Origin of the sequence: Micromonospora sp. NPDC049282, from assembly GCF_043197045.1 — a bacterium.
Taxonomy (GTDB): Bacteria; Actinomycetota; Actinomycetes; order Mycobacteriales; family Micromonosporaceae; genus Micromonospora.
Genome location: NZ_JBICSL010000005.1, coordinates 318,602 through 335,834 on the forward strand (window position 1 = coordinate 318,602; position 17,233 = coordinate 335,834).

16 protein-coding genes are annotated in these 17,233 nt (G+C 74.2%); 10 read left to right on the top strand and 6 right to left on the bottom strand.

The window, feature by feature from the left end:
• Positions 1–7: 7 nt before the first annotated feature.
• Positions 8–874 carry a serine hydrolase gene (locus ACGFI2_RS12470; RefSeq protein ID WP_393514898.1) on the bottom strand — a complete coding sequence of 289 codons (867 nt, stop codon included), beginning with the start codon at positions 872–874 and terminating at the stop codon, positions 8–10.
• 74 nt (positions 875–948) lie between these two features.
• Here ACGFI2_RS12470 and ACGFI2_RS12475 point away from each other — a divergent pair, with 74 nt between their 5' ends.
• Positions 949–1,629: a class I SAM-dependent methyltransferase gene (locus ACGFI2_RS12475; RefSeq protein ID WP_393514901.1), complete on the top strand. Its 681-nt coding sequence runs from the start codon at positions 949–951 to the stop codon at positions 1,627–1,629.
• A gap of 78 nt (positions 1,630–1,707) precedes the next feature.
• On the opposite strand, the gene typA is transcribed toward ACGFI2_RS12475, so the two are convergent.
• Entirely contained in the window at positions 1,708–3,576 is a 1,869-nt protein-coding gene (gene typA / locus ACGFI2_RS12480) for a translational GTPase TypA (protein ID WP_393514904.1), read from the bottom strand.
• Between the two features lie 131 nt (positions 3,577–3,707).
• Between typA and ACGFI2_RS12485 the strand changes: the two genes are divergently transcribed.
• Positions 3,708–5,255, top strand: coding sequence for a DedA family protein (locus ACGFI2_RS12485; protein ID WP_393514907.1), 1,548 nt, complete (start codon positions 3,708–3,710; stop codon positions 5,253–5,255).
• Positions 5,256–5,285: 30 nt separating this feature from the next.
• The gene (locus ACGFI2_RS12490) at positions 5,286–6,194 is read left to right on the top strand and encodes a lytic transglycosylase domain-containing protein (protein ID WP_393514910.1); all 909 of its coding nucleotides are present in this window, start codon (positions 5,286–5,288) and stop codon (positions 6,192–6,194) included.
• A 51-nt stretch (positions 6,195–6,245) separates the two neighbouring features.
• Here ACGFI2_RS12490 and ACGFI2_RS12495 read toward each other — a convergent pair whose 3' ends face one another.
• Complete coding sequence (locus tag ACGFI2_RS12495) at positions 6,246–8,381, bottom strand: MMPL family transporter (protein WP_393514913.1); 2,136 nt, start codon at positions 8,379–8,381, stop codon at positions 6,246–6,248.
• Positions 8,382–8,523: 142 nt separating this feature from the next.
• Here ACGFI2_RS12495 and ACGFI2_RS12500 point away from each other — a divergent pair, with 142 nt between their 5' ends.
• The 5 genes from ACGFI2_RS12500 (at position 8,524) to ACGFI2_RS12520 (ending at position 13,736) form a co-directional block, all read left to right on the top strand.
• On the top strand, positions 8,524–9,039 hold the full coding sequence (locus ACGFI2_RS12500; RefSeq protein WP_393514916.1) for a MarR family winged helix-turn-helix transcriptional regulator: 516 nt from the start codon (positions 8,524–8,526) through the stop codon (positions 9,037–9,039).
• Positions 9,040–9,041: 2 nt separating this feature from the next.
• Positions 9,042–10,709 (top strand): CocE/NonD family hydrolase, encoded by a 1,668-nt coding sequence (locus ACGFI2_RS12505; protein ID WP_393514919.1) that lies wholly within the window; start codon positions 9,042–9,044, stop codon positions 10,707–10,709.
• A 165-nt stretch (positions 10,710–10,874) separates the two neighbouring features.
• Positions 10,875–11,783 (top strand): hypothetical protein, encoded by a 909-nt coding sequence (locus ACGFI2_RS12510; protein ID WP_393514922.1) that lies wholly within the window; start codon positions 10,875–10,877, stop codon positions 11,781–11,783.
• A gap of 100 nt (positions 11,784–11,883) precedes the next feature.
• Positions 11,884–12,459, top strand: coding sequence for an ArsR/SmtB family transcription factor (locus tag ACGFI2_RS12515; RefSeq protein ID WP_393514925.1), 576 nt, complete (start codon positions 11,884–11,886; stop codon positions 12,457–12,459).
• The gene (locus ACGFI2_RS12520) at positions 12,456–13,736 is read left to right on the top strand and encodes an MFS transporter (RefSeq protein WP_393514927.1); all 1,281 of its coding nucleotides are present in this window, start codon (positions 12,456–12,458) and stop codon (positions 13,734–13,736) included. The genes ACGFI2_RS12515 and ACGFI2_RS12520 overlap by 4 nt, the downstream gene beginning before the upstream one ends.
• Before the next feature lie 47 nt (positions 13,737–13,783).
• Here the strand turns inward: ACGFI2_RS12520 and ACGFI2_RS12525 are convergent, their stop codons facing one another.
• Complete coding sequence (locus ACGFI2_RS12525) at positions 13,784–13,987, bottom strand: cold-shock protein (protein ID WP_091059998.1); 204 nt, start codon at positions 13,985–13,987, stop codon at positions 13,784–13,786.
• Positions 13,988–14,164: 177 nt separating this feature from the next.
• Between ACGFI2_RS12525 and ACGFI2_RS12530 the strand changes: the two genes are divergently transcribed.
• Entirely contained in the window at positions 14,165–14,839 is a 675-nt protein-coding gene (locus ACGFI2_RS12530; RefSeq protein WP_393514930.1) for a class I SAM-dependent methyltransferase, read from the top strand.
• 91 nt (positions 14,840–14,930) lie between these two features.
• Positions 14,931–15,539: a DedA family protein gene (locus tag ACGFI2_RS12535; protein ID WP_393514932.1), complete on the top strand. Its 609-nt coding sequence runs from the start codon at positions 14,931–14,933 to the stop codon at positions 15,537–15,539.
• A 45-nt stretch (positions 15,540–15,584) separates the two neighbouring features.
• On the opposite strand, the gene ACGFI2_RS12540 is transcribed toward ACGFI2_RS12535, so the two are convergent.
• Together ACGFI2_RS12540 and ACGFI2_RS12545 are read right to left on the bottom strand one after the other, a co-directional pair.
• Positions 15,585–16,238 (bottom strand): MBL fold metallo-hydrolase, encoded by a 654-nt coding sequence (locus ACGFI2_RS12540; protein ID WP_393514935.1) that lies wholly within the window; start codon positions 16,236–16,238, stop codon positions 15,585–15,587.
• 8 nt (positions 16,239–16,246) lie between these two features.
• Positions 16,247–16,963, bottom strand: coding sequence for a maleylpyruvate isomerase family mycothiol-dependent enzyme (locus tag ACGFI2_RS12545; protein WP_393514938.1), 717 nt, complete (start codon positions 16,961–16,963; stop codon positions 16,247–16,249).
• Positions 16,964–17,233 lie beyond the last annotated feature (270 nt).

Genomic DNA, 17,233 nt, shown 5'->3' on the forward strand with positions numbered 1-17,233 from the left:
GCCGGCGTCAGCCGGCGAGGTCGTGCCGGGCCGCCCAGACCTGCGCGGAGACGTGCGCGATGAGCCGGCAGGCGTCGTCCTCGACCTGCTCGCCGTCCGCGCCGCCGTCGGCCAGGTCGGTGGTCGTGCAGACCACGATCTGGTACGGCGGCGCGTCGTCCGGGAACACCACGCCGGCGCCGTGGCGGACGCCGCGTACCCAGCCGTTCTTGTGCGCGACGCGGGTGCCGTCGGGCAGCCCGGCGGCCAGGTCCTCGCGGTGTTCCTGGGCGGTGAGCACGTCGAGCATGGCGGCGCAGCCGGCCGGCGAGGCGAGCGGGCCGGGCCGGGTGGCGCCGAGCGCCAGCTCGCCGAGCAGCGCGGCCAGGTCGGCGGCGGTGACCAGGTTGTCGATGCCGGCGTCGCGGGCGGCGAAGTCCTCGATGCCGCGGCCGGTGACGCTGTGCCGCGCGCCGGCCAGCGACCACGCCTGCGCCACGGCCGGCAGCCCGACCCGGCCGACGCAGAGGTTGGTGGCCAGGTTGCTGGAGCGGACGATCATCCGTTCGGCGAGCCAGCGCAGCGGCGCGACGCCGCCGACCCGGTCCCAGACCGCCTCGTCGTTGTCGTAGTCGCGGTTGTTGGCGAAGCGGGGCGCGCCGGGCAGCGCGGAGTCGAACGCGTTGCGCACCGGCACCGGCGCGTCCAGGTCGAGCCGGCCGGACTCGGCGGCCCGGTGCAGCGCCACCAGCACGGCGACCTTCATGGTGCTCGCCGCGTAGTGGGTGGCGTCGGCCCGCCGGGTCCAGGTGGGGCGGGCTCCGGGACGCCCCACGTACGCGGAGACGGTGCCGGGCACCTTGTCCAGGTGGGCGTCGAGCTCGTCCCAGGTCATGCAGGTGACCGTAGCGGATCTTCGTGGTGGGCGCGGGGCTGCGCCGCCACCCTGCCCGGGGCTAGCGTGCGGGAATGACGACCGCCCGGTACGACGAGATCGCGGACTGGTACGAGGAGTACGCCACCGACACCTCGGCCCCGTACATGGACCGGGTCCGGTCGGTGCTGGCGGAGCTGTTGGGCGCCGGCCCGGGTCGGTGCCTGGACCTGTGCTGCGGCACCGGGGCGCACGCCGCCGAGCTGCGTCGGCTCGGCTGGACGCCGGTGGGCGTCGACCTGTCGGCCGGGCAGTTGCGGCACGCCCGGGCCCGGCTGCCGGTGGCCCGGGGCGACGCCACCGCGCTGCCGCTGGCCGGCGGCGCGGTGCCGGCCGCGGTCTGCGTGCTGGCGCACACCGACATGCCGGACTATCCGGCGGCGATCGCCGAGGCGGCCCGGGTGCTGGCGCCGGGCGGCCGGCTGGTGCACGTCGGGGTGCATCCGTGCTTCTGCGGCGCGTTCGCCGACCGGACCGACCCGGAGCACATCGTGATCGACGGCGGGTACGCCGAGCGGGAGCGCACGGTCCGGTCGTGGAACCCCACCGGGGTGCGGGCCCGGGTGGGCGCCTGGCACCTGCCCCTGGCCGACCTGCTCACCGCCGTCACCGCCGCCGGCCTGCTCCTCGACCGGGTGGTCGAGTCCGGCTCGACCCCCATCCCCGACGTCCTGGCCCTCTCCGCCACCAAACCCCACCCCGTCAGGGAGCACTGATTCACGGAAAGAGTGGCTGTTCCGCGCGGAACAGCCACTCTTTCCGTGGACGTGCGACTGCGGGGTAGTGCGGGTGGGTCAGCCGGCGTGCTTGCGGCGGGCGGCGGCCCGGCCGCGCTGCTGCTGGTCCAGCACCACCTTGCGGATGCGCACCGCGACCGGGGTGACCTCGACGCACTCGTCCTCGCGGCAGAACTCGAGGGCCTGCTCCAGCGACAGCTTGCGCGGCGGGATCAGCTTCTCGGTCTCGTCGGAGGTCGAGGCCCGCATGTTGGTGAGCTTCTTCTCCTTGGTGATGTTGACGTCCATGTCGTCGGAGCGGGAGTTCTCCCCGACGATCATGCCCTCGTACACCTCGGTGGTCGGCTCGACGAAGAGCTGGCCCCGCTCCTGAAGGTTGATCATGGCGAACGAGGTGACCGCCCCGGCCCGGTCGGCGACCAGCGAACCGTTCTGGCGGGTGCGCAGCTCGCCGAACCACGGCTCGTACGACTCGAAGACGTGGTGCAGGATGCCGGTGCCCCGGGTGTCGGTGAGGAACTCGGTGCGGAAGCCGATCAGGCCGCGCGCCGGGACCAGCCACTCCATCCGGATCCAGCCGGTGCCGTGGTTGACCAGCTGCTCCATCCGGCCCTTGCGGGTGGCCAGCAGCTGGGTGATCGCGCCGAGGTATTCCTCCGGGGCGTCGATGGTCAGCCGCTCGACCGGCTCGCAGGTCTTGCCGTCGATCTCCCGGGTGACCACCTGCGGCTTGCCGACGGTCAGCTCGTAGGACTCGCGGCGCATCTGCTCGACCAGGATGGCCAGGGCCAGCTCGCCACGGCCCTGCACCTCCCAGGCGTCCGGCCGCTCGGTGGGCAGCACCCGCAGCGAGACGTTGCCGACCAGCTCCTTGTCGAGCCGGTCCTTGACCATCCGGGCGGTGACCTTGGCGCCCTTGACCCGGCCGACCAGCGGCGAGGTGTTGGTGCCGATGGTCATCGAGATGGCCGGCTCGTCCACCGTGATCAACGGCAGTGGGACCGGGTTCTCGGCGTCGGCGAGCGTCTCACCGATCATGATCTCCGGGATGCCGGCGACGGCGATGATGTCGCCCGGCCCGGCGGAGTCGGCCGGCTTGCGCTCCAGGCCCTCGGTCATCAGCAGCTCGGAGATGCGGACCCGCTGGCTGCTGCCGTCGGTGCGGCACCAGGCCACGGTCTGCCCCTTGCTGATCGTGCCCTGGCGGACCCGGCACAGCGCCAGCCGGCCGAGGAACGGCGAGGCGTCCAGGTTGGTGACGTGCGCCTGCAACGGCGCGTCCTCGTCGTAGGAGGGCGGCGGGATGGTGTCGAGCAGGGTGCGGAACAGCGGCTCCAGCGAGGTGCTGTCGCCGGGCACCGAGCCGTCGGCCGGCTGGGTGAGCGAGGCGATGCCGTCGCGGGCGCAGGCGTAGACGATCGGGAAGTCGATCTGCTCCTCGTCGGCGTCCAGGTCGAGGAAGAGCTCGTAGGTGTCGTCCACGACCTCCTTGATCCGGGAGTCCGGCCGGTCCACCTTGTTGATCACCAGGATGATCGGCAGCCGGGCGCGCAGCGCCTTGCGGAGCACGAACCGGGTCTGTGGCAGCGGGCCCTCACTGGCGTCGACCAGGAGCACCACGCCGTCGACCATGGTCAGGCCGCGCTCCACCTCGCCGCCGAAGTCGGCGTGGCCGGGGGTGTCGATGATGTTGATCGTCACCGGGTCGGAGCCGTCCGCCGGGAGGTATCGCACGCCGGTGTTCTTGGCCAGGATGGTGATGCCCTTTTCCCGCTCGAGGTCCCCCGAGTCCATGACCCGCTCGGTGTCCTCGCCGCGGGCGCCGTAGGCGCCGGCCTGCCGCAACATGGCGTCGACCAGGGTCGTCTTGCCGTGGTCTACGTGGGCGATGATGGCGACGTTGCGGAGGTCGGTGCGAAGCTGCATACCCTCCATACTCCTGTCTGCGGTTGCCGGGGCACGCCTCGGGGTCACCCCGAGATGGCCCGGATCTGTGTCGAAAGTGCTGTGCCGACCGTTCCAGCGACTGGCATGCTGGCTCCCGTGCGGGGTGCCGAATGCCTGACCTGCTGAACTGGCTGCAGGAGCTGCCGCCGCTGCTGATCTACCTGGTCGCCGCGACGATCGTCGCGGGAGAGACCGCGGTGATCTTCGGGCTGCTGGTGCCGGGCGAGGCGACCCTGCTGCTGGTCGGCTTCCTAGCGTACGCGGGGACGCTGCGGCTCGCCCCCGCGCTGGTGGCCATGATGGCCGCCGCCGTGATCGGAGACACACTCGCCTACCGTGCCGGGCGGCGGTACGGGCCCCGGTTGCGCGCCTCCGGGCTCGGCGCCCGGATCGGGCCGCACCGCTGGCGGCGTGCCGAGGAGTTGCTGGAGCGGCTGGGTGGGCGCGGCATGATGGCCGCCCGCTGGATCGCCTTTGCCCGCACGCTGGCGCCCCGGCTGGCCGGCGGGGCCGGGATGCCGTACCGGCGGTTCGCGCCGTGGAACCTGGCCGGCGTGGCGAGTTGGGTCGGCGGCTCGGTGCTGGCCGGCTACCTGGCCGGCGAGTCGTACGAGCGGGTGTCGGAGCTGCTGGGCCGCGCCACCGGGGCGGTGCTGGCGCTGCTGGTGTGCCTGCTCGGCGTGGTGCTGGGCGGTCGCTGGCTGGGCCGTAACCCGGATCCGGTCCGGGCGCTGGCGGCGCGCGCCGCCGCGTTGCCGCCGCTGCGCTGGCTGCGGTCCCGCTACGGGGTGCTGTTCTTCCTGGTCGGCATGCGGGTCGGCCCGGTCTGGACACTGCTGATCAACCTGGCGCTCGGGCTGGCGCTGCTGTTCGGCGTGGGGCTGGCGGTGGCCGCGTTGCTGGAGGCGGTGGTCCGGCACAGCGGGCTCGGGGTGCTCGACGGGCTGGCCGCCGACTGGTTCGCCGCCCGGCGTACCCCCGGGGTGGCCGAAGCGGCGCTGGCCGCGGTGTCGGTGCTGCGCGGCTGGGTGCTGATCGCCGCGGTGGCGGTGGTGGCGGCGGTGGTGGCCCGGCGGTACCGGCCCTGGCGGGCCGACCTGCTCGGCGTGGTGGGCACGGTCGGGGCGGCCGTGCCGCTGGTGCTGCTGGTCGTGGTCGCCGACCTGACCGGTCCGGGCGGCCCGGACCGTGTCCGGGACCTGTTCCCCAGCCAGAACGCGGTGGTGACGGCGAGTTTCGGCACCTTGGCGTGGCTGCTGTCGCGCGGGTCGCGCTGGCCGGTCGCGGTGGCCGTCTGGACGGTCGCCTCGGCCGGCGTGGTCGCGGTCACCGGCGCCCGGCTCTACCTGGGCTGGAGCGCGGTCAGCGGCACCGCCTCGTCGGTGCTGCTGGGGGCCGCCTGGACCACCGTGTTCGTGATCGCCTGGGCGACCCGGGAGCGGGTGGCGGCCGGCGGCCCGCCGGTCGGGGTGGACGCCCGCCCCGGTCCGGTCGCCGGGGCCGACCTGCCTGGTCCGGTCGCCGGGGCCGAGCTGGCCGGGCCGGTCGCCGGGCGCGACGCCGGCCCGCTCGGCGCCGGCCCCGGGGAGCGCCCGCCCCGGCCCCGGGAGCGCCGGCCGACGTCGCGGGGACCCCGTGGACCCGTCGATCCCTGTTAGGGTGCGCCGACGGAACCACGGGGAGGTTCGATGCGGCGAGGAGTCGGCCGGTTGGCCGCGGCTGCGGTGGTGGCGCTGCTGGCGGCGGGGACGGTGACCGGGTGCGGCGGCGACGAGCCGCCGGCTCGCGGGGTGGCGGCGGAGCTGCCCACGGAGGCGCCTGTCGAACAGCCCGCGGCGGAGGAGCCGGTCGACGCGCCGGCCGACCCGCCGAGCGAGCAGCCGCCGGCGGTCCAGGCGATGGGCGGCCGACCCAGCCCCGGCGCGTCGGCGTCGTCTGCGAAGCCGAGCGCCGGCCGCCCCGGCGCGCCCCGGCGCCCGGTCAAGGCGTTGACCGAGACCAAGGCGCCGCCCGCGCCGAAGCCGCCGGTCGCCGGTTGCAAACCCCACTACAAGGGGACCGCGGCCACGAAAGCTCAGGTCAAGAAGGCGTTGACCGACGCGGCCGGGAAGACCTACTGGCCGTCGTCCGCGCCGGAGATCAAGGTGCCGCTCAACCTGGTGAAGGCCACCGCCTGGCAGGAGAGCGGCTGGCAGTCCAACATCTATGCCTGCGACACCGGGGTCGGGTTGATGCAGGTCCAGCCGCCGACGGCAAAGTTCGTCAACGACCGCTTCGAGAAGCAGTACGACCTGGACGACTACCGGGACAATGCGGTGCTCGGTGCCAACTACCTGGCCTGGCTGACCAAGAAGATCGGCGACTCGCACTTCGGCTCGGATTACCGGCTCGACGTCTCGCTGTGCACTCCCGAGCTGACCTCCTGCCTGCTCAACGCGGTGATCGCCGCGTACAACGTCGGCCCGGGCAACGTGGCGCCGGACTGCGACGACGGTGGCAACCCGCCGTGTGACCCGTTGCCGTTGCGGATCCCGAACGAGGCCTACGTCTACAACGTGCGAGCGCTGATGACCGAGTGCGAGTGCCTGGCGTTCTGACCGGACCGGGACCGGCCGGGGGCCGGCGCGCCGCCGCCCCCGGCCGGTGGGTCAGTCCCGGGCGGTGACCGGCTCGGCCGGCGTGCCGGCCGCCTCGGCGGGTGCGCCGGGCTCGCGGGTGATCTTGCCGGGCCACCAGAACCGGTCGCCGAGCAGGAACGCCAGCGCCGGCACCAGCACGGTGCGGACCAGCAACGTGTCCAGCAGCACGCCGATGCAGACGATGATCCCGATCTGGGTGAGCGTGATCAGCGGCAGCACCCCCAGCACCGCGAAGACCGCGGCCAGCAGCACACCGGCGCTGGTGATGACGCCGCCGGTGACCCGCAGCGCCGACAGCATGCCGTCGCGGGTGCCGGCGCGGCGGGCGTCCTCGCGGGCGCGGGTGACCAGGAAGATGTTGTAGTCCACGCCGAGCGCGACCAGGAACACGAAGGCCAGCAGCAGCACCCCGCTGTCCAGCGCCGGGAAGTCCAGCACGTGGTCGAAGAGCAGCCAGGCCGCGCCGAGGCTGGCGAAGAACGACGCGATCACGGTCAGCACCAGCAGCAGCGGGGCCAGCAGGCCGCGCAGCAGCAGCACCAGCACGGCGCCGACGAGCAGCAGGATGATCGGCAGGATCAGTTGCAGGTCCTTGGTGTTGGCCTGGCTCGAGTCGTAGGTGGCGGCGACCGGGCCGCCGACCAGGGCGCCGCCGGGGGCGTCGGCGCCGTCGACCGCGGGGGGCGCGGAGTCGGGCACGGCGGCGACCGCGTCGCGCAGCGCCACGACCGCGCGGTCGGACGCGGCGGTGCCGGGCTCGGCGGTGAGCACCACGTCGACCTGGGCGACCCGGTCGTCGGCGGTGCTCGGCCGGGCCGAGGCGACGCCCTCGACCGCGCCGGCGGCGGCGAGCACCGCGGGCGCGGCCTGCGGATTGGTGAGCACGGCGACCGGCTGGGTGCTGCCGGCCGGGAACGCGCGGGCCAGCGTCTCGGCGCCGGCGACCGCCTCGGGGCGCTCCCGGAACTGCTCGGTCTCGGACAGGCCGGTGCGGATGCCCAGGCCGCCGAGGGCGAGGCCGGCGAGGAGCAGGGTGGTCAGAACCGCGACCGGCAGCGGCCGGCGGACGACCAGCTCGCCGAGGCGGCCCCAGAGCCGGCCCTCCCGGGCGGCGCTGCCCATCTTCGGGACGAACGGCCAGAACAGGCCCCGGCCGAAGAGCACCAGCGCGGCGGGGAGCACGAACATGGCGGACAGCATGGCGAAGACCACGCCGATGGCGCACGCCACCGCGAGCGCCCGGTTGGTCTCCTGCTCCGACAGCAGCAGCGTCAGCACGCCGAGGACGACCGTGCCGCCGCTGGCCAGGATCGGCTCGGCGGTACGCCGCAGTGCGGCCCGCATGGCGGTGAACCGGTTCTCCTCGCGGCGCAGCTCCTCGCGGTAGCGGGCGATGAGCAGCAGGGCGTAGTCGGTCGCGGCGCCGAAGACCAGCACGCTGGCGATGCCGGTGACCTGGCCGCTGGGCAGGTAGATCCCCAGCGCGGGCACGACGGTCTCCACCGTGCGCAGGGTGAGCTGTTCGGCGGCGGCGACCACCAGCAGCGGGACGAGCCACAGGAACGGGCTGCGGTAGGTGATGAGCAGCAGCAGCGCGACGACCGCGGCGGTGACCAGCAGCAGCGTGGTGTCGGCGCCCTGGAACACCTTGCTCAGGTCGGCGGTGAACGCGGGCCCGCCGGTGACCTCGACGGTCAGGTCGCCCGGCAGGTCGGCCACGGCGTCGCGCACCTTGACCACCTCGTCGACCACGGACTGCTGGTCGCCCGCGGTGGACAGCGGCACGGCGACCAGCGCGACGGTGCCGTCGGGGGAGACCTGGGCGGGGGAGACCCGGCCGCCGGCGGCGAGCGCGCCGAGCTTGCCGGCGGCGCCGTCCAGCGCGCCCCGGTCGGACGCGCTGAGCGGGGCCCGGTCGGCGCGGCTGACCACCACCAGGGCGGTCTGGGTGTCCCGCGAGGGGAGCTGGTCCTGGAGGCGTTCGACCTGCGTCGACTGCCACTGCACGGACAGCCCGGTGGCGGAGACCGGTTCGGGGTTGTCCGGCTTGGGTAGACCGAAGACCACCGCGCCGACGACCAGGGCGGCGACCACGGTGAGCCAGGCGGCCAGCCGGCCCCGGGCGACGCGGGTGAACAGTGACATCGGATGCCTCACATGGTTTCTGCCGGTTGATTCTTGGTGAACGAGTATCTTGATGAGCGAGATTATCCGGGAAGGCTCTATGCTGCAACCGGACCGGACCGGACCGGGCAGGGGGTGGCGGCGAGCGGTGACGGGGCACGGCATGTATCGGCGACGGGACGACCCGCGAGGGCGGATGGTCGCCGAGATCACCAACGACCTGCGTCGCTACTCGGTGGACGCGCAGCACGTCGGGCACGCGTTCGCCGGCCTGCACGGCCTCAACCCGACCGACCTCCAGGCGCTGATCGCGGTGATGGAGGCCGAGCTGGTGGGCGACCCGATCACCCCCGGCCGGCTCGGCGACGTGCTCAACCTCTCGTCCGGCTCGGTCACCGCCCTGGTCGACCGGCTCGAACGCGCGGGCCACATCCGGCGTGACCGGGACACCGCCGACCGCCGCAAGATCCTGCTGCACTACGCCGACCGGGGCGCCACCCTGGCCCAGAGCTTCTTCGGGCCGCTGGGCCGGCGCACCGACGAGGTGATGGAGCGGTTCACCGACGACGAACTGGCCGTGGTGCACCGGTTCATGGGCGAGATGGTGCACAGCATGCGGGCACACCGGGACGAGGTACGCGCCGCCCGGGTCACCTCCGAGCCGTCCGGCGACCGCTGACCGTGAGCCTGGTCACCCGGCTCGCCGCGGCGGCGTTGCGGCTGCCCGCCGCCCGCACCGGCCGGGTCACCGTCACCCGCGACATTCCGGTGCGGGTCCGCGACGGGACCACCCTGCGTACCGACCACTACGCGCCCGACCTGCCCGGCGCCGCCTGCGTGCTGATCCGCACCCCGTACGGGCGGGGTGGGCCGGTCCGGCTGCTCGGCCGGCTGGTCGCCGAGCGCGGCTTCCACGTCGTGATCCAGTCCTGCCGCGGCACGTACGGCTCCGGTGGCGAGTTCGCCCCGCTGGTGCACGAGCGCGACGACGGCCTGGACACCCTCGACTGGCTGCGCCGCCGGCCCTGGTGGACCGGCGCGTTCGGCATGTTCGGCGCCAGCTACCAGGGGTTCGTGCAGTGGGCGGTGGCCGCCGAGGCGGGCGACGAGCTGCGCGCGATGGTCACGGTGGTGACCGCCTCGGCCACCCGCGACTCGACGTACGCGGGGGAGTCCTTCGCGCTGGACACGGTGCTCACCTGGGCGGAGCTGCTGCAGGCGCAGACCGTGCCCTGGCTGGCCCGGCAGTGGGAACTCAAGCGTGGCCAGCCCCGGCTGGTCCGCGCGCTGACCCACCTGCCGCTGGCCGAGGCGGACCGGGTCGCCACCGGCGTGACCGTGCCGTTCTTCCAGGAGTGGCTGCGCCACCACACGCCGGACGCCGACTACTGGCGTGCCCGGGTCTTCGGCGACCGGATCGGCGAGGTCTGCGCGCCGGTCGCCATGGTCAGCGGCTGGCAGGACATCTTCCTGCCGGCCCAGCTCGACGACTACGCCCGGCTGCGGGCCGCCGGCGCCCGCCCGAGGCTGACCGTCGGCCCGTGGACGCACGGCAGCCCGGGGCTGCTGGTCGCCTCGCTGCGGGAAGGGCTGGACTGGTTCGCCGAGCACCTGGCCGACCGCCCCGCCACGCCGCCCGCGGGAGCGGAGCGCGCCCCGGTCCGGGTGCACGTCGGCGGCGCCGGGGGCGGCTGGCGGGACCTGCCCGACTGGCCGCCGCCGGCCACGCCGACGCGTTGGCACCTGCAACCCGACGGTGGCCTCGCCCCCGGGCCGCCGGCCGGCGGCGGACCGGACCGGATCCGGTACGACCCGGCCGACCCGACCCCCTCGCTGGGCGGCCCGCTGCTGGTCGCCCAGCGGGCCGGCGCGGTGGACAACCGGCCGGTGGAGTCCCGCCCGGACGTGCTGACCTACACCAGCGACCCGGTACGCGAGCCGGTGGAGATGGTCGGACCGGTGCGGGCCGAGATCCACCTGCGCAGTGAGTTGTCCTACCTGGACGTGTTCGTGCGGCTGTGCGACGTGGACCGACGTGGGCGCTCCTGGAACGTCTGCGACGGCCTGGTCCGGGTCGAACCGGGACGGTTCCCGGCGGACGGGTCCGGGGTCCTCCGGGTGTCGGTCGCGCTCTGGCCGACCGCCCACCGGTTCGCGGCCGGGCACCGGTTGCGGGTCCAGGTCTCCGGCGGCGCGCACCCGCGCTACGCGCGCAATCCCGGCACCGGTGAGCCGCTCGGCACCGCCGTCACGCTCCGTGCCGGATGGCGGGAGGTGCTGCACGACCGCGCGCACCCGTCGGCGGTGCTGCTGCCGCTGTTGACCGCGTCGTCCACAGCGGGCAGATAATCGCAAATATCGACCCTGAGCTGGGATTTTCCTCTGATGGGGGATACTCTCCAGGCAAGTGCTGGTGTCGTGCAGTCAACCGGTAGGGGCGCGTCAGTAGACCTCACCTCATCACGCGTCGTGACTGTTGGGCCCTTGTCGACCATCGATCGGAGGGGATCTGTCATGACGTCGGCCCCGGCAAACCTGCTGGCCGTCCGGAACCTGTTGCTCGCCTATCTCAACGTCGACAAGAACGTCGTCCGGGACTCCGACCTCGAGCCGGCGGAGGTCGGCATCGTCGGCGATCCCAGCCACCGGGGCGGCTACCACTGCGGCTCGGACCGGGTCGTCGTCAACGACTACTCGGTGGTGGAGTCCACCCGGGACCGTGCCGGGTTGACGCTGTACGCCTCCGCGCTGGACGTCGGCATGTTCTCGGTCCGCTCCGGCGGCGCCACACACACGCTGCGGACGTTCTCCACCTGGATGGTGGCGCAGTGCGCGGCGAACGCGACCGACACCCGGGACATCCGGGAGATCATCTACTCCGCGGACGGCCGCACGGTGCGGCGGTGGGACCGGCTGGGCAAGCGCATCAGCGGCGACAGCAGCCACCTGTTCCACACCCACGTCAGCTTCTTCCGCGACTCGACCAGGGCGGTCCGGGACCAGACCCCGCTGTTCCGCCGCTATCTCACCGCGATCGGCCTGATCGTCCCAGCGAACCCGGAGACCGACATGGAACAGACCGACAAGCTCATCGAGAACACCGGCTCGCCGAACCGTACGGTCGGCAACGTCCTCGCCGACCTGCAGAACCTGCGCAACTGGCTGGTCTCGCCGGTCGGCACCACCGGGCTGGTCAACCCGCCCAAGGCGAACTCGCCGCTGCAGCAGATGCTGGCGATGCTGCAGAGCTGGCCGGCGCTCGTGGCCCAGGTGAACGAGTTGTCCGGCAAGGACTTCACCGACGAGCAGCAGATCGTCACCGGTGTCCTCGCCGGGTTGCCGCCGGAGAAGATCGCCGAGGCCATCCCGCCGCAGATCGCCCGGGACGTCGCCGACGAGCTGTCCCGGCGGCTCACCACCTGATCCGCCCGCGCCGCGACGACTGCCGCGTCGCGGCGCCGGGACGCCGAAATTAGGCAACAGATGTTGCGCAACAACTCTTGCTAATGCCACACTCGAACGCATGGATCAGCCCACGGTCAGACAGGTCACCGACTCGCGGGTGCTCGCCGCGCTCGCCCATCCGCTGCGCCGCCGCCTCATGGACGTGCTCAAGGTCTACGGCCCCTGCACCGTGGGCATGCTCGCCGAGCGCACCGACCAGTCGCCGGCGAACGTCAGCCACCACCTCAAGGTGCTGGCCGCCGCCGACCTGCTGGTCGAGGCGCCCGAACTGGCCCGCGACCGCCGGGAACGGTGGTGGAAGCCGCGGAGCAGGGGCGTACGGTGGTCCGAGTCAGACTTCGACGAGGACCCGTCCACCCGGGTGGTGGCCGACGCGGCCGGCTCGCTCAACCTGGAGCGGCACGCCTCCCTGGTGCGGGCCTGGCACGCGGCCCCCGACGAGGCCCGCGCCGCCTGGGGCGACGCGCCGTTCAGCACCGACCACTGGCTGCACCTGACTCCGGACGAGCTGGCCGAGCTCAGTCGCGAGGTGATCGCGCTCTTCACCCGCTGGGCCGACCGCCCCGCACCGGACGACGGGCAGACCCGCGAGCCGGTCTTCCTGTTCGCCCATGGCGTCCCGGCCCGCCCGTGACCGCCCCGGCCGGCGCATCCGCGCCGCCTGCGACATCACCGCCCGGCGGGCTGTTCCGGCACCGCGACTTCCGGCTGCTCTGGACCGGCCACACGATCAGCGCCGTGGGCAGCAACATGACCACCGTGGCGCTGCCGCTGGTCGCGGTGGCGGTGCTCGACGCCACCACGTTCCAGGTGGCGGTGCTCACCGCCGCCGCCTGGCTGCCCTGGCTGCTGGCCGGCCTGCCGGTGGGCGCCTGGGTCGACCGGGTCCGCCGCCGCCCCGTGATGATCGCCGCCGACCTGTTCGCGGCCGCGCTGTTCGCGAGCCTCCCGGTGGCCGCCCTGCTCGACCTGCTCACGGTCGGGCACCTGCTGGTCGTGGCGCTCGGCGGCGGCCTGGCCCGGGTCTTCTTCGAGACCGCCGACCAGGTCTACCTGCCCACCCTGCTGCCACCCGAGCAGGTGCCGCCGGCGAACTCCCGGCTGCACGCCACCCAGACCGCGAGCTATCTGCTCGGGCCCGGGCTGGCCGGCCTGATCGCCCAGCTCGCCGGCGCGGTGACCGCGGTGGCGCTGGACGCGGTGAGCTTCCTGGCGTCCGCGCTGTGCCTGCGCCGCATCCGGGCGGTCGAACCCCCACCGCGGCGCCCGTCCGGAGCCGCGTCGATGCGCCGGGAGGTGGTCGACGGGCTGCGCTTCGTCACCCGGGATCCGTACCTGCGGGTGCTGACGGTCTTCGGCGCGGCCAGCAACATCGGGCTCACCGGCTACCAGGCGCTGCTGGTGGTCTTCCTGGTCCGCTCGGCCGACCTGCCGGCCGGCCTGGTCGGCCTCCTGATCGGCCTGGCCAGCCTCGGCGGGGTCGTCGGGGCGGCCCTGGCCGCCCGGGTGGCCCGCCGGGTCGGCACCGCCCGCGCCCTGCTGCTCGCCGGCGCGCTCACCGGCCCGCCCGCGCTGCTGATCCCGCTGGCCGGCCCCGGCGCGCGGACGGCCTGGCTGGTGCTCGGCGGCGTGCTGGTGAGCCTGGGCGTCGCCATCGGCAACGTGGTCAAGGGCAGCTTCCGGCAGACGTACACGCCGCACCGGCTGCTCGGCCGGGTCACCGTGAGCATGCAGTTGCTCAACTACGGCACCATCCCGCTCGCCGCGTTGGTGGCCGGCGCGCTGGGTGCCGCCTGGGGGCCGGCCGGCGCGATCCGGGTGATGACCGCGTGGCTGGCGCTGACCCCGTTGATCCTGCTGGTCGGGCCACTACGGCGGCGGCGTGACCTGCCGGCGGCACCCGCCGGATAGCGTGCTGCGGCGGCGGTCGGAACCCGACCGCCGCCACCGGCACATCGTCACATCGGACGAACGTTGTCCGCCTGCGGGCCCTTCTGGCCCTGCGTCACCTCGAACTCGACCTTCTGGCCCTCGTTGAGCTCGCGATACCCACCGCTCTGGATGGCCGAGTAGTGGACGAACACGTCCGGGCCTCCGCCGTCCTGCTCGATGAAGCCGAAGCCCTTTTCCGAGTTGAACCACTTGACCGTGCCGGTTGCCATGCGTCTCTCCCTGTTCAATGCGGGTGAGCACCGGCCCGCGGCCGGTGATCGCCCTGTACCTCCCCGACAGTAACCGCCCGAGCCCGAATCCGCTGGCGGAAGTGCCGGCGTGGCTCGCGAATACCTTCGAGCCGGAAATGCCACCGGTGGCACCCGGGGCGCGGCATGCTTGCCCCGATGAGCACTCCGACGGCGCTGACCGACCTGGAACGGGAGATCACGGCACCTGGAGCGGGGCCCGACCGCCTGCGCCTGATGGCCACGCCGTTCGTGCCCGAGGTGCGGTTGCACCTGGCCGAGGACGCCATCCTGTGGTGGGCGCGGATGGAGGCCGCGGCCGGCCGGTCGCTCCCGCCGCCGTACTGGGCCTCCGTCTGGGCCGGCGGACAGGCGCTGGCCCGACACCTGCTCGACCACCCCGAACTCGTCGCCGGGCGGCGCGTGCTCGACCTGGCCGCCGGATCGGGGCTGGTGGCCATCGCCGCCGCGCTGGGCGGCGCCGGTGACGTGGTGGCCAACGACGTCGACCCGTACGCGCTGGCCGCCGTGACGGTGAACGCCCGGGCGAACCGGGTCCGGGTGACCGCCGACGGCGCCGACCTGCTCGACGGCGTGGCGGGCGTCGACCTGCTGGTGGCCGGCGACGCCCTCTACGACGCGGCGCTGGCCGCCCGGGTCCTGCCCTACCTGCGGCGGTGCGCCGACCGGGGCGTCGAGGTGCTCGTCGGCGACCCGGACCGCGGCCACCTGCCGCCGGACGGGCTGGAGCTGGTGGCCAGCTACCCGGTGCCCACCACCGAGCCCGCCGTCGACTCCCCGGTGCGCCGGGTGCAGGTGCTGCGCCCCCGCTGACGCCCGGGGGTTCCTCCGGATGCGGCCTCGGGGGCGGGTGGGGGATCACGCCGGATGTGCCGGGTGGCCGACCGGGCATAGCGTGCGACCCATGACGGATCTCCTCGCCCAGTTCGGGCAGCTGCCCACCATGCTGCTGATGGGCCTGCTGGGCGTGGTGATGCTCGCCGACGCCGTACCCCTGCTCGGGGTGCTGGTGCCCGGCGACGCCGCGGTCCTCGCCGCGGTCGGCGCGGGCCGGCCGGTCGGTGGGGCGGCGGCGGTCGCGGCGGTGGTCGCCGGCTGCCTGGCCGGCTGGTCGTTGAGCTTCCTCGCCGGGCGGCTCTGGGGCGGCCGGCTGCGGCGCGGCCGGCTGGGCGACTGGATCGGCGAATCCCGCTGGGCGGCCGCCGAGACGCTGCTGCGTCGTGGCGGCGGGCGGATCGTGCTGGTGGCGCCGTTCCTGCCGGTGTTCAACGCGCTGCTGCCGCTGGCCGCCGGCGGACTGCGGATGCCGTACCGGCGGTTCGTCACCTGCGCGGCGCTCGGCGCCACCGCGTGGGCCGGGCTCTACGTGGCGCTCGGGCTGGCCGCGCGGGCGCTGACCGGCCTGCTGCCCGGCGCGCTCGACCCGACGGTGCTCACCATGGCGGTCGGGCTGCTGCTCGCCGGCCCGATGCTGCTCGGCACCCGGCGCCGGCTGCGCGCGGTGACCGGCTGAGCGGGTCGGGCCCGGCCGCCACGGGGGAGGCCGGGCCCGGCGCGCTCACCAGCCGCGCGCCCGCCACTGCGGCACGGCCGGCCGCTCGGCGCCGATCGTGCTGTCCTTGCCGTGCCCCGGGTAGAACCAGGTCTCGTCCGGCAGCCGGTCGAAGAGCTTGGCCTCGACGTCGTCGATGAGCGGGCCGAACCGTTCCGGGTCCTGGTCGGTGTTGCCCACGCCGCCCGGGAAGAGCGAGTCGCCGGTGAACAGGTGCGGCCCGCCGGCCGGGTCGCGGTAGAGCAGCGCGATCGACCCCGGGGTGTGCCCGCGCAGGTGGATCACCTCCAGCTCGCAGTCGCCGACGGTGACGGTGTCGCCCTCGCGCAGCGCCTCGGTGGCGATCGGCAGGCCCTCGGCGTCGTCGGCGTGCACCAGCGCACGGGCGCCGGTCTTGGCCACCACCTCCTCCAGCGCCACCCAGTGGTCCATGTGGCGGTGGGTGGTGACCACGGTGGCCAGCCCGCCGTCGCCGATCAGCTCCAGCAGGCGGGGCGCCTCGTTCGCGGCGTCGACCAGCAGCTGCTCGCCGGTGCCGCGGCAGCGCAGCAGGTAGGCGTTGTTGTCCATCGGGCCCACCGACAGCTTGGTGACGGTGAGCCGGTCGAGCTCGCGCACGGCCGGCGGACCGCCGGGCGTGACGTCTCCGGTGTAGGTCATGACGATGTTCAGATCCATTCCGGTGGGTTCGGCAGGGGGCCGTCGGGGTCGACGGTGAGCAGCTCGCCGGTGCCCCGGCCGGTCAGCCAGGCGGCGAGCTCCGGCGCGGGGCCGGTGACCGTGGGCGCCCCCTCGGGATCGCCCACGACGATGTCGTGCCCGGCGCCGTCGACCCGCAGCACCATGGCCGGCGCCTCCGGGTTGCCGGTCAGCCCGGTCGTCACCTCGTGCAACAGCCGGTGGGCGAACGCCGCCGGCCAGTCCGCCGGCCGGTAGCCGGTCGCCAGGTCGACGTGGTGCACCTCGACCTCGCGCAGCCGGCCCCAGACCAGCAGCGCCGCCGGCCACGGGCCGCGCCGGGCCTGCACCATGGCGCCCCACGCCTCGGCCGGCATCTGCGCCACCGCCGCGTCGAAACGCTGGCCGCCGCGCCGCAGGTCGTCCAGCAGGTCGGCCGGGCCCCGGCGGGCGCCCGCCTCGATGTCGGCGTTACGCGCCTCGACCGAGGCGTACATCGGGATCGGCTCGCCGGTGCGCGCGGCGGTGAGCAGGTTGACGAAACCGTCGGCGTTGCGGGCCAGGTGGGTGAGCACGTGCGCGCGGGTCCAGCCCGGCAGCAGCGACGGCGCCGCGACGTCCGCGGCGGTCAGACCGGCCACGGTACGCAGCAGCCGGTCGTTCGCCTCGGCCAGCTCGCCGGTCAACAGCAGGGGATCACTCGTCATCGCTTCGACCCTAGCGGGCCGCGAGCCGCCGCGCCCGGAGTGGAAATCGCTTTCGGCGCGTCGGCGCGCCCCTTACCGTCGGGGCCGACGACTTCGGGTCGCGGCGCCGGAGGAAGCTCGGTGAGCGCGAGGAGTGAGCCGGTGTTGCGAGCCCCGCAGTCGCGAACGGAGGAAGCTCGGTGAGCGCGAGGAGTGAGCCGGTGTTGCGAGCCCCGCAGTCGCGAACGGAGGAAGCTCGGTGAGCGCGAGGAGTGAGCCGGTGTTGCGAGC

What these genes read in the sequence shown, in the direction of transcription:
- ACGFI2_RS12470 (WP_393514898.1), bottom strand. Translation starts at nt 874, where the DNA reads ATGACCTGGGACGAGCTCGACGCCCACCTGGACAAGGTGCCCGGCACC.
- ACGFI2_RS12475 (WP_393514901.1), top strand. Translation starts at nt 949, where the DNA reads ATGACGACCGCCCGGTACGACGAGATCGCGGACTGGTACGAGGAGTAC.
- typA (WP_393514904.1), bottom strand. Translation starts at nt 3,576, where the DNA reads ATGCAGCTTCGCACCGACCTCCGCAACGTCGCCATCATCGCCCACGTA.
- ACGFI2_RS12485 (WP_393514907.1), top strand. Translation starts at nt 3,708, where the DNA reads ATGCCTGACCTGCTGAACTGGCTGCAGGAGCTGCCGCCGCTGCTGATC.
- ACGFI2_RS12490 (WP_393514910.1), top strand. Translation starts at nt 5,286, where the DNA reads ATGCGGCGAGGAGTCGGCCGGTTGGCCGCGGCTGCGGTGGTGGCGCTG.
- ACGFI2_RS12495 (WP_393514913.1), bottom strand. Translation starts at nt 8,381, where the DNA reads ATGTCACTGTTCACCCGCGTCGCCCGGGGCCGGCTGGCCGCCTGGCTC.
- ACGFI2_RS12500 (WP_393514916.1), top strand. Translation starts at nt 8,524, where the DNA reads ATGTATCGGCGACGGGACGACCCGCGAGGGCGGATGGTCGCCGAGATC.
- ACGFI2_RS12510 (WP_393514922.1), top strand. Translation starts at nt 10,875, where the DNA reads ATGACGTCGGCCCCGGCAAACCTGCTGGCCGTCCGGAACCTGTTGCTC.
- ACGFI2_RS12515 (WP_393514925.1), top strand. Translation starts at nt 11,884, where the DNA reads ATGGATCAGCCCACGGTCAGACAGGTCACCGACTCGCGGGTGCTCGCC.
- ACGFI2_RS12525 (WP_091059998.1), bottom strand. Translation starts at nt 13,987, where the DNA reads ATGGCAACCGGCACGGTCAAGTGGTTCAACTCGGAAAAGGGCTTCGGC.
- ACGFI2_RS12530 (WP_393514930.1), top strand. Translation starts at nt 14,165, where the DNA reads ATGAGCACTCCGACGGCGCTGACCGACCTGGAACGGGAGATCACGGCA.
- ACGFI2_RS12535 (WP_393514932.1), top strand. Translation starts at nt 14,931, where the DNA reads ATGACGGATCTCCTCGCCCAGTTCGGGCAGCTGCCCACCATGCTGCTG.
- ACGFI2_RS12540 (WP_393514935.1), bottom strand. Translation starts at nt 16,238, where the DNA reads ATGACCTACACCGGAGACGTCACGCCCGGCGGTCCGCCGGCCGTGCGC.
- ACGFI2_RS12545 (WP_393514938.1), bottom strand. Translation starts at nt 16,963, where the DNA reads ATGACGAGTGATCCCCTGCTGTTGACCGGCGAGCTGGCCGAGGCGAAC.